The sequence below is a fragment of the Haladaptatus sp. AB643 genome (genome assembly GCF_024136975.1).
Classification (GTDB): Archaea; Halobacteriota; Halobacteria; order Halobacteriales; family Haladaptataceae; genus Haladaptatus.
Genome location: NZ_JAMYJW010000015.1, coordinates 43,540 through 57,117 on the forward strand (window position 1 = coordinate 43,540; position 13,578 = coordinate 57,117).

General features: G+C 55.4%; 10 protein-coding genes. 5 read left to right on the forward strand and 5 right to left on the reverse strand.

All coding sequences use genetic code 11. The features are described from left to right. Window positions 1-206 precede the first annotated feature (206 nt). Window positions 207-1,520, reverse strand: a complete 1,314-nt coding sequence (locus NKF25_RS21820; RefSeq protein WP_253228747.1) for a sulfatase-like hydrolase/transferase — start codon at window positions 1,518-1,520, stop codon at window positions 207-209. A gap of 316 nt (window positions 1,521-1,836) precedes the next feature. Here NKF25_RS21820 and NKF25_RS21825 point away from each other — a divergent pair, with 316 nt between their 5' ends. The 3 genes from NKF25_RS21825 to NKF25_RS21835 all read left to right on the forward strand — a co-directional run bounded on the left by NKF25_RS21825 (window position 1,837) and on the right by NKF25_RS21835 (window position 5,411). Next, on the forward strand, window positions 1,837-2,976 hold the full coding sequence (locus NKF25_RS21825) for a glycosyltransferase (RefSeq protein ID WP_256487789.1): 1,140 nt from the start codon (window positions 1,837-1,839) through the stop codon (window positions 2,974-2,976). An 87-nt stretch (window positions 2,977-3,063) separates the two neighbouring features. Next, window positions 3,064-4,206, forward strand: a complete 1,143-nt coding sequence (locus NKF25_RS21830; RefSeq protein ID WP_342766350.1) for a glycosyltransferase family 1 protein — start codon at window positions 3,064-3,066, stop codon at window positions 4,204-4,206. Between the two features lie 53 nt (window positions 4,207-4,259). After that, the gene (locus tag NKF25_RS21835) at window positions 4,260-5,411 is read left to right on the forward strand and encodes a glycosyltransferase family 2 protein (protein ID WP_253228748.1); all 1,152 of its coding nucleotides are present in this window, start codon (window positions 4,260-4,262) and stop codon (window positions 5,409-5,411) included. A gap of 17 nt (window positions 5,412-5,428) precedes the next feature. On the opposite strand, the gene NKF25_RS21840 is transcribed toward NKF25_RS21835, so the two are convergent. Beyond that, a complete protein-coding gene (locus tag NKF25_RS21840; RefSeq protein ID WP_253228749.1) occupies window positions 5,429-6,343 on the reverse strand; it encodes an NAD-dependent epimerase/dehydratase family protein in 915 nt (304 codons plus the stop codon). Between the two features lie 127 nt (window positions 6,344-6,470). Then, a complete protein-coding gene (aglF, locus tag NKF25_RS21845) occupies window positions 6,471-7,205 on the reverse strand; it encodes a UTP--glucose-1-phosphate uridylyltransferase AglF (protein ID WP_253228750.1) in 735 nt (244 codons plus the stop codon). Between the two features lie 86 nt (window positions 7,206-7,291). Between aglF and aglM the strand changes: the two genes are divergently transcribed. After that, window positions 7,292-8,584 carry a UDP-glucose 6-dehydrogenase AglM gene (gene aglM, locus NKF25_RS21850; protein WP_253228751.1) on the forward strand — a complete coding sequence of 431 codons (1,293 nt, stop codon included), beginning with the start codon at window positions 7,292-7,294 and terminating at the stop codon, window positions 8,582-8,584. 310 nt (window positions 8,585-8,894) lie between these two features. Next, on the forward strand, window positions 8,895-10,445 hold the full coding sequence (locus tag NKF25_RS21855) for an aryl-sulfate sulfotransferase (protein ID WP_253228752.1): 1,551 nt from the start codon (window positions 8,895-8,897) through the stop codon (window positions 10,443-10,445). A gap of 282 nt (window positions 10,446-10,727) precedes the next feature. Here the strand turns inward: NKF25_RS21855 and NKF25_RS21860 are convergent, their stop codons facing one another. Continuing rightward, a complete protein-coding gene (locus tag NKF25_RS21860; RefSeq protein ID WP_253228753.1) occupies window positions 10,728-12,173 on the reverse strand; it encodes a sugar transferase in 1,446 nt (481 codons plus the stop codon). A gap of 563 nt (window positions 12,174-12,736) precedes the next feature. Next, window positions 12,737-13,561, reverse strand: coding sequence for an undecaprenyl-diphosphate phosphatase (locus tag NKF25_RS21865; RefSeq protein ID WP_253228754.1), 825 nt, complete (start codon window positions 13,559-13,561; stop codon window positions 12,737-12,739). Window positions 13,562-13,578 lie beyond the last annotated feature (17 nt).

Here is a 13,578-nt window from a genome sequence, read left to right on the forward strand (position 1 = left end):
TAGTGAATATACAACATTAAATTGATTATTTTAAAATTCGACAGAGATATTGTCCAGTCGGAACTGGCTCATCTGCTGTCTCGTGGATGCTCTAATCACTATGCATAGGGTATCTATACACTATTGTTCAGCAATAATCTCGAAACAGCGGTTCTAACGTCGACTAAAGCGGAATAACCGATGAAGAACGGCGGCGAAAATAAAAGTTAAGCGTATCCCAAATCCTCTAAGCGATCTTTGATTTCGTCCGGGACGTCGTTGTTCTTCTCAACGTCACGGATGTCCAACTCTTCGCACAGTCGTTGTATTTCCGCGCTGACGTCCGGTGTTTGATCCGTACCGGTTACGTTGATCCCGGATTGTGTTTCATACCCATAGTAATCTCGGTGAGCGGCGTATCCGCGAAGGTCCTCGTTATACCGCTCGACGTCGTCTGCATAGCCGTTTTCCTCCAATTTCTTTTCGCTCCACGAAGTGAGTCCGTGATACTCCGTTAAAAACGACTCCTCGGGGAGATCATCGAGAAGGTTTCGTCCACGTGACTCACCTTCGATACCGGCGAGCGTTTGAACCGTTCGATGAACGTCGAGGATGCTCACGGCACGGGCCTCGCTCCCGGAGAGGTCGTTTCCCGAGATAACCAGCGGTACATGCGTCAGTTCCGGGTACACTCCGTATTCGTGCCCCCACGAATCGTGTTCACCGAGGAGTTCGCCGTGGTCGGCTAACGTAATCACGTAATCGAACTCGGAGGAGAGAAGATCGAATATTTCCTCATATATGTCGGAGAGGTAGGTGGCACAGTCGTCGTACGCTTGCTTCGTTTGGCTAGCGTCGACCTCATCGATGCTGATATCACCGACGGAGCCGGTCAGATCGGGCTCTTCGACGGTTTGGTACTCGGACGGGACACGATAGGGTTCGTGTGCTTCCATGAGATTGAGGAAGAGAAACTCTCGGTCTGCAAACTGCGTCTCCTTGAGCCATTCCAACGCTTCTAACGAACCTCCGTACTCGGTGGGATTTCCACCATAACGAAGGAGGTTGATTCCGGTCACCAGGGAGGGGATCGTTGCGGAATCGTCCTGAATGCAGGCGTACAACGCCTTCAGGTATTTCTTGGCACCTGCATCGTCCGTATTTCGATTGTAATTTCGCCAATCGAACTGGTCATCGTCGTTGAGATGCTCCATCTTTGCAGGTGCACCGAATTCGGTGAAACCACGATCGAAGTCGAAGTGACCCGAAACGTTTGTGTTCGCGCTGAACGCGCGCGTTTCGTATCCTGCTTCCTGTAGCTGTTCAGCGATTGTGGGTTCGTCCGCGTCGAAATACATATTCTTCGCGTGAACCCCGACTTCGCTCGAATACAACCCGGCGAATAACGAAGCATGAGCGGGAACGGTCCAGTTGGCCGTGGAATACGCTCGTTCGAATCGTTTTCCGGGAAGCCAGTCGAAGTGTTTGTCAAACGCGTCTTTCCGGAGGGTATCGAGAACTACAAGTGCAATGTTTGTCATTTCTACCTCGGATATCGATTAAATCACCCTACTCTCTGATCCACCGTTTAGCTTTCCATCTCCAACGGGCGTTAGTTATCTACATACACTACATCAAATTAAAAACTGGTTTTTGAATCAAGAGGGTAAAACCGCCTCACACCGTCTCACAGAGGGCCAAATCGGCTAAATCGGGGACGTTTCTCTCTGTTTGGAATATTGAAATGTGTCGTTTTCATGTGTGTAAATTAAACACAACTCATCTCCCGGTCACAAGTCTGATGGTCACACCCGCGAAACGGGTAGCACGACAACAATTGGTGAGTACATAATTCACATGGCTACTATCGCTGTGATCCACCCGGACTTCTCGGTAAAGGGCGGCGCGGAAGCCGTTTGCATGAACGTATTAGAATCATTGCAAGAATCGCATGACGTTACCCTCTTTACTACACATGCTCCGGATTTCGATGAATTGAATCCCTACTACAATGCGGATGTTGGGGATATCACGGTACGGGTACCCACTTCCAGTGTATTGCTGAGCCGGACGATTGGCTCCCGTCTCGGTCTGTTAAAATATGCGGTTCTGAACCGCGCCGTTCGGGAATCGTTGCACTCGTTCGACCTCGTGATTGGAACCTTCAACGAGTTAGGAACGGACACCGGACCGATCCTCTACTTCCATCATCCGGTTTACTCACAGCCGAAAGTTGCGCTCGATGCGAGGGATCGAAGCGGCTCACGGGATTTTTACAAGGAGATCTGTCAGTATATCGCTGGTGTAACCGACGGACGGATGAGGGATTCGATGGCGCTCGCAAATTCAGATTGGATGGCCGAACTTGTGAAAGAGGAGTACGATATTCGGCCGAGGACGGTGTATCCCCCCGTAGATACGGAAGAGTTCGAATCGCTTCCGTTCGATGACCAGGAGACCGGTTTCGTTTCGATCGGTCGATTCGCACCCGACAAGAACATCCTTCGAAACATCGAAATCATCGTTCGTCTCCACGAACGTGGTCACGACGTTCATCTTCACCTGATCGGTCCTCCCCACATGTCGGACTATCAGCAACGAATAGAAGCGAAGGCTGGGGAATACGATTTTATTCATATAGAGAACGAGGTGAGTCGGGAGGAACTAGTCCACCTGATCAACACACACCGATACGGACTACACGGAAAGGACAACGAACATTTCGGGATGGTCGTCGCAGAGATGGTTGCAGGTGACGTTCTCCCGTTCGTCCCCGATAGTGGCGGTCAGCGTGAAATCGTAAACAATCAATCCACTCTCCTCTACGGCACCGTCACGGAAGCCGTGGAAAAGATCGATACCGTCCTCTCGAATTCGGATCTCGAACGGGACCTTCGAGCGAATCTTCCATCGGCTACCGAGCGATTCGGTCGAACTCGTTTTCGTAACGATATGCGGGAGGTCGTCGAAGAAGAACTCGATAGTACTCACAGCTGATCACCACGAGATGAACCTTAGTAAACGACTGACGTTCCAGTTCGAAGGTAGAATCTATTATGGAGCCACATCAGAAAATAGGGATCGATGAAGATCGGCATTGACGCGCGAACACTCGTCGGGAACATCTCGGGAGTTGGCAACTATCTCGTTAACATCATTGAGTCCGGTGCCTTCGCGGGACAGACACTGTATGCATATTACAACGACCGGACGGACGAATCCCCGGTATCCATCGAAACGCCGGAGGATACCACGCTCGTTTGGCGACCGATCAGTGCCCCTCGTCTGGCGGATGATTTATTAGGTCCTGCCGCTCCCGCCTGGTGGGTGAACGTAACGTTGTTACGAGCACTCAAGCAGGATCGAATAGACGCGTTCTTCGGACCTAACTTCGTCCAGCCCATCCTATTCGACGGACCGAGCGCTATCGTCGTCCATGACATGATTCACCGGACCTATCCGGACGCACACCCCCGGTTGTATCGTATTTACCTCCAAGCATTTCTTGGCAGAGCAGTGAAAAAGGCGGATCGTGTCATCACGGTTTCACACCACTCCGAACGAGATCTCCGGAAGTATCGGGATATCTCACCTGAACGGATCTCTGTAGCACCGGGGGCAGCGAACGACCGATATCGACCACGTGATCTATCGTCGGAAACGTGCGATCGCCTCCAACGGAAGTACGAACTACCCGACCGGTTTCTCCTGTATGTCGGAAACATCGAACCACGGAAGAATCTGGTCACGGTTATCGACGCGCTATCAATGATGGACGACGAAGAGCGCCCTCCTCTCGTGATCGTCGGCAAAGAGCAACTCGCAGACGAAGAGTTCAAAGCGGTGTACCAACGGTGTGGATTCAAGGATCAAATCACCTTTACCGGTTACGTCGCGGAAGAAGATTTGCCCCTCCTGTATAACATGGCACAAATTTTCGTCTTCCCTTCACTTTACGAAGGGTTCGGGCTCCCGGTCTTGGAGGCGATACAATCCGGTACACCGGTCATCACGTCGAATACCTCGTCGCTTCCGGAGGTAGTGGGGGATGCAGCGATCACCGTCGATCCTCGGGACTCCGCTACGATCAGCCAAGCGATCCACGATCTGTGGGAGGATAAGGGCGCACGAGAGGAGTATCGAGAACTCGGCCGGGAACGGGCGACCCAATTTTCGTGGCAACAATCGGCAAAAAAGATCGAACAAACTTGGGACTCGATTTTCTGAATCGGCATCACTATCGCCAACTCTTAACTTATGCTCTCAACAACAATCGAACGATGATCGCACTTTTAGTGTCACTCGTCTTTATTCTCGGCATATTAACGATACTTTACACCTATGTCGGGTATCCACTCGTCCTCATCGTTTTATCGAGGTTCGTGGACCGAAACGATCAGAGGGATAGAACCGTCCGTCCGTCTGTTACTATGATCGTCGCTGCTCACAACGAAGAAGCAGTTATACGAGAAAAAATCGAGAATACACAGGCCATCGAGTATGCCGGTGGGTTTGACTGTATTATCGTCTCGGATTCAACCGATAGGACGGACGCTATCGTCGAACAGCACACCGGGTCTCGGACGAGACTCCTCCCTTTGGAAGAACGACGTGGGAAAAGTTATGCTCTCAACAGAGCAGTTGCTGAGGCGACCGGGGACGTTCTAGTGTTCTCCGACGCCAATACGATGTACGATTCCGATGCCGTAACCGAATTAGTTGCACCACTCGCTGACGACGATGTGGGACTGACGACAGGGTCCCTTCGGTTGGTTGACGCCGAGGGGGAGAGTACGGAGAGCTCGTATTGGAAATACGAACTCGGGATTCGAAAACTCGAATCAAAACTGGGAACGACGGTGAGTGCCAATGGTGGTATGCTCGCGCTACGGCGGGATGATTTCGAACGAATTCCGGAGGCAGCGCTCACGGACGATTTTATCGTGGTCCTACAGCAGGCGAAAAACGGTCGTCGGATCGTATTCGTCGATGCGGCGAAGGCGACCGAACGGACGACGGGAGACTTATGGCAGGAGTACAGACGACGGATCAGGATTGGTGCCGGTAACTACCAGTCCCTCGTTTGGTATCGAACGCTACTCTCCCCTCGCCACGGTCTCGTCGCGTTCGAGTTTTTCTCGCATAAAGTTCTCAGATGGTGTTTGCCTGCGGTGTTATTGCTCGTCCTGCTGTCGAACGCCGCCCTCGCATTACTCGTTCCGTCCTTGCCCGTGATTACGCTACTGGCGGGACAATTAGTTTGCTACGGAGCGGCAGCCGTCGGAATGACGAGTCCGCGCGCACGGTCTTCGACGCTGTTCGGAATTCCGGCGTACTTTCTCAGTATGAACCTCGCTTTCGCGTCCGGGTTCATTCAGTTCTTGTCGGGCACTTCCATCGATATTTGGACATCGACCAGGGATGTCAACTGACCATCCGTCCGCATTCGTCAGTCGATGATCGATTCCAAACCAACGGACAGAGGGACGGTTGCCTCGTATCCCAGCTTTTCACTCGCATTCGAGATGTCAGCTTCGCTCTCCTGGATGTCCCCCGGACGGGGGTCCGTGTGGACGATGTCGGACGACGACCCGGAGACGTCCCGAATCGTCTCGGCGAGTTCGTTTATCGTGACGCTCGTGCCGGTGCCGACGTTGTACGCTTCGCCGACGTGGTCGGTCGTCGCGGCCAGTAGATTGGCCCGTACGACGTCGTCAATGTGGACGAAATCGCGCGTTTGCTCGCCGTCGCCATCGACGGTAATCGGTTCGCCGTTCGTCGCTTGGCGCTTGAAGATGCTGATGACACCGCTGTAATCCCCGCTCGACTGGCGAGGGCCGTAGATGTTGAAATACCTGAGCGCGACGGTCTCCAATCCGTACAGTTCCTCGTAGAGGCGGGCGTAGTGGTCGAGCGCGGATTTCTGCAAACCGTAGGGCGACGAGGGGGAGAACGGTTCGTCCTCCGAAACCGGAATCTCGGTCGGCTGCCCGTAAATCGCACAACTCGAAGCCAGGACGACGCGGGCGTCGTGTTCGCGCGCGCGTTCGAGCAGCGCGAGCGTCGCGTCGAGGTTCACTTCGTTCGCCGATATCGGGTCCTCGACGGACTGCTGAACGCTCACGACACCCGCTTCGTGGAATATCAGGTCGACATCTTCCGTTGCACGTCGGAGGGTCTCGGAATCGCGGATATCGCCTTCGATGAGTGTCGCGTCGTCGTTTACGTTGGAGCGCTTCCCGGTGCTGAAGTCATCGAGGATTCGGACGTCGTTCTCCCGAACGAGTGCATCGACGAGATGGCTGCCGACGAATCCCGCACCGCCGGTGACGAGGACGGTTTTAGAGGCTGGTGTATGGACCATTCACCTTTGTATGAATCTCCCTCTTTTAAATCCGTTTCCTATGTCGGATAGTTTTCACGATCTCTGTGGTGGTACCGGTTCGACGGATCGGTGGCTAATCGACATAGCAACGACGGTACGAAGTGGCCTACGCGGACGAACTAACCGCTTCTTCGTCCGAGAGTCGCTTCTCCGCCTCGTCGCGGTCCTCGGGATAGCCGACGTCGATGCGCCATCCATCCATGCGAATCGCATCGATGGTACGACCGCTCCTGATGAGGAGGTCGATGGCCTCGCTGATCTCGTACTCGCCGCGGTTCGACGGTTGGACGAGATGGCAGGCGTGGAAAATCGCCGGGGAGAACGTGTAGAACCCGGTCATCACGAGGTTCGATGGTGGGTCCTCGGGCTTTTCGACGACGTCCGTGATTTCGCCGTAGTCGTTGGTGTCACAGACGCCGAATCGACTTGCCTCCTCGTACGGTACCTCTTCGGTGAGGAACGCGGCATCCGCTCGGTCCTCTTGCTGCCGACGAACCACGTCTTCGAGGTTCGCGTCGAAGATGTTGTCGCCCAGAATCAGCATGAAGTCGTCGTCGATGTGTTCCTCGACGGTCAACAGCGCGTGTGCGAGTCCCTTCTGTTCCCGCTGATGGGTGTAGGTGATCGGAATCCCATCGAACTCGTCGTCGTAGTAGCTGATGATGTCTTCTTTGCGATAGCCGACGACGACGATGAACTCCTCGGCGCCGAGTTCGGCGAGTCGCTCGAAGCAGTGAGTGACGATCGGTTTGCCGTTCACCTCGACCAAGCCCTTCGGCTTGTCGTTCGTGAGGGGTCGAAGACGGGTACCCTTGCCAGCCGCCAGGACGACAGCTTTCATACTTCTTAAGCTGAATTCAAGACATAAATACCTTTAGACGAATAATACACTAAGTTTCAAGGAAGCTGGAGTTAGTACCCTTGTTAATGGAACTTAGCATCGTGGGGAGCGGGTACGTGGGAACGACCGTCGCCGCCTGTTTCGCCCACCTCGGACACTCGGTCACCAACATCGACATCGACGAGGACATCGTCGAACGGCTCAACGACGGACGGGCCCCCATCCACGAACCCGGATTGGACGACCTCGTCGCCGAGCACGGTGGAACCCGACTCACGGCGACGACGGACTACGGTGCAGTCCGCGAAACCGACGCGACGTTCCTCGCGCTACCGACTCCGTCCCGACCGGACGGCAGTATCGACACGTCGATCATCGAGGCGGGAGCGCGTTCGCTCGGCGAGGCGTTGGAGTCGAAAGACGACTATCACCTCGTCGTCGCCAAGAGTACCGTCGTTCCCGGAACGACCGAGGACGTACTCGGGTCCATCATCGAGGACGCCTCGGGCAAGACCCGAGGGGAGGACTTCGACGTGGCGATGAACCCCGAATTCCTCCGTGAGGGGTGTGCGGTGGATGATTTCCTCGGTCCGGACAAAGTGGTCCTCGGAACGGAGAACGAACGTGCGAACGAACGGTTGTCGGCGGTTTTCGAACCGCTTATCGTATCGTCCGATCCCGCTGTGGTCGAAACCGGTATCCGCGAGGCGGAGATGATCAAGTACGCGAACAACGCGTTCCTCGCCACGAAGGTTAGCCTCGTCAACGAACTCGGAAACATCTGCAAGGAGTACGACGTTGACGCCTACGAGGTCATGGACGCGATCGGATTGGACGACCGTATCGGCGAGCGATTCCTTCGCAGCGGCGTCGGATGGGGTGGAAGCTGTTTCCCGAAGGACACGGCCGCGTTGGTCGCCGCCGCCCACGAGAAGGGATACGAACCGTCCCTCGTCGAAGCGGCCATCGAAGTGAACGAGAAACAGCCCAAGCGGTTGCTCGAACTGCTCGAAGACCACGTCCCGCTTCAGGGCAAGCACATTGCGGTGCTCGGACTCGCGTTCAAACCGGGAACCGACGACGTTCGTAACTCCCGTGCGATTCCGATCATCGAAGGGTTACAGGACGGCGGCGCGACCGTCGTGGCGTACGACCCCGTGGCGACCGAAAACATGCGCGAACACTTCCCCGATATCGAGTACGTCGATTCCGCGCGGACGGTGCTCGATGGGGCGGACGGGGCGCTCGTCGTTACCGATTGGGACGAGTTCGCCGCGTTGGACGACGAGTTCGATTCGATGCGGGATCAGGTCGTCGTGGACGGCCGTCGTATCGTTCAGCGCCGCGAGGGAATCGTCTACGAGGGTCTCACCTGGTGATCCCGAACGGGGTTCGTTTCGCTGTCGGAATCAGTTACTGACGAACGCTTTTTTCGAATCTCGGACGTTCGGTGTCGTCACCGTTATTGCAGGGGAATCGTCTCTCCCGATTCTATATTCCAGTATCAATTTAAATATTCGAAATTCTGTCTCGTGACACGCATGTTTAACACAATTCCAGTATTCTTGGAGAAAACTACTTCTATCGGTGTTGTAATGAATACCCATGAGATCGTACGGGATGCCAGTCTCAACGAAAAATACGCTTCGTATCGTAGCCGTTCTGTTGATCATCACCCTCTTGGTCCCAGTGGCGTTTACAGCCCTCACGACGAATAAGGCGCTCGCAACGGACGGGGAACTACGGGAGAACGCACAGAACGTCACGTTCATCTCCACGCAAGGAGGGTCGACGCACGTCTACAAACACGCCGGTAAACTCGTGGCCGTCCAAACCGATACGAAACGGCTCATCTGGAAGCACGACAAGTATCGCCGGTACATGGATATCGATCCGATCGGACGGGATCGTATTTTGTTCGTCGCCGGTGAACAAACCGGCCCGAACCAGTTTCAGCGCGTTGCCGTACTGATGAACTGGCGCAACGGCACCGAGTTGGAGAAGTTCGATGTTCCGTTCGATACGCACGATATCGATTATCTGGGGGGCCACCGTTATGCAATCGCTGATAAGAGACACGACCGAGCGTATATCTACAATTCCCGAACGAACCGGACGACGTGGGAATACAAATTCAAAAATCACTACCCGAAGAGCGCAGGTGGCGGCAGGACTCATTTGAACAACATCGCGCTGGGCAACAACGGTACGTCCGTCGTTCTCAGCCCTCGCAACTACGACCGAGTCATTCAGGTCGATAAAAAAACGAAGAAGACGGACTGGACGCTGGGACACGAGGACGATTACGACATTCTCTACGAGCAACACAATCCGCTCGTCCTCACGCGTGACCCGCTGACGGTGCTCGTCGCGGACAGCGAGAACAACCGGATCGTCGAGTACCAGCGGTCGGACGGAGAGTGGAAGCTTACCTGGGGCTATCGAGGCGACCTCCTTTGGCCGCGCGATGCGGATCGACTTCCGAACGGAAACACGCTCATCGGCGACACGCTCAACGACCGAGCCATCGAGGTCACCCCGGATCGAAAGATAGTCTGGGAGTATCACGTCGAGCGCTCCGTCTACGACGTGGAACGGCTCCAGTACGGTGACGAACCGACCGGGCCGACCATGGCGAGCCAGCGTGACAGGTTTGACGAGGTCATGCCGTCGAAGGAGGATTCCAAGTTGGCCTTCCTGTCGTCGTTCGAAAAGTCGTATCGAAAGTCGTTCCAAATACTCACGTGGGTGCTCCCGGACTGGGTGACCATCCGCGAGTACGGGTTCCTCCTCTCCGCGACGATGTTGGCCCTCGGTTGGGTCGCCACCGAATCGCTGTACGCCGTTCCGCTATCGCGACTTCGGGACGCCACTGTCGTCGATCGATTCGCTGCGAGTACAACCCGGCTTCCAACCGCTCGACTCGCGACGGGTGTCGCGGCCGCTGCTGTACTGATGGGTCTCAGTCTGATCGTCCTTCTTCCGGTTTCCGGCGGGCAGACGACCCTCTATCTCGGTCTCGGACTGCTGTTGCTGACACGGGGAATCGGAACGCCGACACCGTTTGACGAGGTAATCCCCCGAAGGATCAGAGCGGCGGTAGCAGTCGGTGCGTATCTGTGTTCCCTCCTCGGTGCGGTCGGGTTCATCGCGCTCGCGGTCACCCGCCCCGATTCCGGCTTGGTGTATGCGGGCTTCGCGGCGCTCCTCCTGTTGGCGACCGTGAATCGAGCGAGATAACGAACGGACCCTTTTCGACCCGTCTTTTTCGAAATACGCTTCCTTCGTCCACTGAATCGTGTGTTCCGCCCTCCGGAAAACGAGCGCGTGACACGTCCAGTGGTACGTGGCGTCATCGGCGAACGACGAGCGACGAACGAAAGGGGGTGACGCCGTCGTAACCGGTGCGGAGTTCACGCTAACAGAGCTGATGCGGAGTTCACGCGAAAAAGACTGCACCGGGGAATGAGCGGTGATAAAGACTCGTGGAAACGACACGAGAAGTGGCGACTTGTCGTCGAACTACTGCTCGTCTTCGCCACTGACGAGGTCTCCAACGTCCCTGACCACTCCCCACAGCTGTCGAACCACGATTTGTACGTCGAACCAGAACGACTGCCGTCGGATGTATTCGATGTCGTATCGGAGTTTCTTGGCCGGTTCGTGCCCAGTTGCGTCGCTGATCTGTGCGAGACCGGTCAAACCGGGCTTGATGAACCATCGTTTTCTCCATTCGACGACGCCCGTTTCGATATCGGTGTCCAGTTCCGGTCGCTCCGGCCGGGGACCGACGACGCTCATATCTCCCGCCAGAATCGACCACAGTTGTGGAATCTCGTCCAAGTGAGTCCGTCGGAGGATTTTCCCCACACGCGTGACGCGAGGGTCGACTTCCCCCTTGTCCTCTTCGCTTAATTTTGCGCCCGTTCCGGCTTCCGCGTCGGTAACCATACTCCGGAACTTGTACACCTGAAACGTGCCGCCGAACTCCGCGGTTCGTGCCTGGCTGTAGAACACGGGACCGGAGCTGTCGAGTTTGACCGCCAGCGCGATGAGTCCGAGGAGCGGGGCGAACAGGAGGAGACTGCTGGCTGCGAACAGAATGTCGAACGACCGCTTCAGGAGGTAATCCTGCCAGTCCCACGGTTCGAGTGCGATTTCGATGAATTCGTCGTCTTCCGTCGCCTCCGCCTTGGTGAGAACGCTGTCTATCTGTCTGCGGGGTGCCTTAGCGGTGACGCCGTGTTTGTAACACGTGTCGAGCGCGCCGAAGAACTCAGCTCGGTCGGTGGTCGAGAACGCCAGGATGGCGGTATCGACGCTGTTTTCGAGCAGGACGTCCTCCAACCGGGAAAGTCCGCCGAGCCGTTCCACGCCCGCCAACGGTTGTTCCGTGCCGCCGTCCGGGGCGACTTGCTCTCGTTCCCGCTCCGTGATTTCGGCCCCGCTCAACGGCGAAACGTACCCCAACACGGGTGTGTTGATAACAGTGAGAACGTCCCGAATGTAGCGGATGTCGTCCCCGATGATGATGGGACAGTCGGTTTTAATGGCTGGTCGTCGGCGGATGGTAACGAACAGAAGCGGGAGGAGAACGCAGAGTAACGCGGCGACGATGATGAGCGTCGAGCGCGGGAGCCGATACGTATAGTCGAAGTAGCCTATCGTTGCGAGCCCGAGAACTGCGATGAGGAGCCGTTTTTCGGTGACGAAAAGGGTGTCGAGTATCCGCCGCGGACGCGGCTTGTACATCGGGGCAAGGCACGCCGTAACGACGAAGACCGTGAGGACCCCGGCGATACCGATCTGCGTCGGTGGCAGTTGCACCGCCTGGAGCTGGTCGATTATCGGGAACGTGGTCGTTACGAACCCCTGTATCGAGGAGCTATTGGCGACGATGACCGCAACGGAGACGAAAAGGATCGTTCCCGTGATACTCGTGAAACGATAACGAAATCCGGAGGGCATTATTTAACTGACGTAGGTATTACAAAGTCATAAATGCTACGTCCAATTAACGCTTGTAATCATTTTTGGATCTATTATAATAAATAGAGTAGTTATTTGATAGATATTCATATGTTATTCTTCGTTATGATTGGACGGGTTGACTCTCGTCGGCTTTATCAGCGTCACGAAACGGGAGGTCGGATGTACTCGGTAATCTCTCCCTACACATCCGTAGAGGAATCATTACAATAGTGATCATCAGCGTTCATCATAATTAAGACATGAACGCGAACGTGGATACTACTCGGTCTTCGGGGTATTACCCGTTCTGGAAGGGATACCTCCTTGCAGGGATCTTGTCAATCGTTTTGTGGCTTCCCTTCATTGGTCTCCTCGTTCTCTAGGGGCGTGGAAGCGGGTGGACCGTCGGACGAAAATCGTGATTTAGATATTACATAAATACTATCTTGGATGAACCGAGATACTACAACGAAACGATGACGAGGGATGAAGCGTTGATTGCCATCGGAATCATTCTCGGCGTGTTCGGACTCGGGTATACGATAATCGGAATTTGAGAATCACAGGGTAAAGAGGAACACGCCACCGAGGACTGCGAGCGTTCCGATACCGACGCACACGGCCCAGAAGGACACTCGTTCGACGACCCGTAGTAGGGCATCGATGGTGAGGTAGCCGATAACGGCACTGGTTCCGATAGCGATGACCGCGGCTTTCAGTGAAACGGTCGGGAGCGCCCCCGTCTTGAGGACTATCAACATTCCGGCACCCGCCGCCGCCGGAATGCTCAGCAGAAACGAGAGGCGAAATGCGTTCACGCCGTCGTATCCCCGGAAGAGGAGCGTTCCGGCGGTCGTCCCCGACCGTGAAACGCCCGGAAGGATGGACAGGCCTTGCATACTTCCGACGAGCACTGCATCCCGCAGCGTTGGCGTTTCTCGGTTCCCCAGTTCGAATCGGTCGGCGGTGCGAAGCAGAATACCGGTTCCGATCAGCAGGACGCCGATGAGCGCCACGAATCCGCCGCCAGCGAGGTCCGAGACGACTGCGTCGAGGGTTGCGTACGCGAGGATGCCGACGATACCCGACGCGAACGTTCCGACGACGATAAACGACAGTTCGGCTTGCCGTTCATCGAACGCCGAACGCGGACGCCACGTCGGAAGCGATTCGAGGACGCGTTGTATCTCGCCGCGATAGTACACGGTCGCCGCGATAGCCGTTCCGAGGTGCAGAAAGAGCGAAAACTGAAGGGCCGCTTCCGGTTGTTTTCCCATCGCACGGAGAAACAGAGTGATATTACCCTCGCTCGATATTGGTAGCCATTCGAAAATTCCCTGCAGAATACCCGTTACAAATGCAATTACGAGGGAGGTATCGACCATTACGTGGGAATATTTGT

Bases quoted from the DNA above. Each gene is read 5' to 3' on its own strand.
- NKF25_RS21820 (WP_253228747.1), bottom strand. From the start codon at position 1,520: ATGACAAACATTGCACTTGTAGTTCTCGATACCCTCCGGAAAGACGCG.
- NKF25_RS21865 (WP_253228754.1), bottom strand. From the start codon at position 13,561: ATGGTCGATACCTCCCTCGTAATTGCATTTGTAACGGGTATTCTGCAG.
- aglF (WP_253228750.1), bottom strand. From the start codon at position 7,205: ATGAAAGCTGTCGTCCTGGCGGCTGGCAAGGGTACCCGTCTTCGACCC.
- aglM (WP_253228751.1), top strand. From the start codon at position 7,292: ATGGAACTTAGCATCGTGGGGAGCGGGTACGTGGGAACGACCGTCGCC.
- NKF25_RS21840 (WP_253228749.1), bottom strand. From the start codon at position 6,343: ATGGTCCATACACCAGCCTCTAAAACCGTCCTCGTCACCGGCGGTGCG.
- NKF25_RS21860 (WP_253228753.1), bottom strand. From the start codon at position 12,173: ATGCCCTCCGGATTTCGTTATCGTTTCACGAGTATCACGGGAACGATC.
- NKF25_RS21825 (WP_256487789.1), top strand. From the start codon at position 1,837: ATGGCTACTATCGCTGTGATCCACCCGGACTTCTCGGTAAAGGGCGGC.
- NKF25_RS21835 (WP_253228748.1), top strand. From the start codon at position 4,260: ATGATCGCACTTTTAGTGTCACTCGTCTTTATTCTCGGCATATTAACG.
- NKF25_RS21830 (WP_342766350.1), top strand. From the start codon at position 3,064: ATGAAGATCGGCATTGACGCGCGAACACTCGTCGGGAACATCTCGGGA.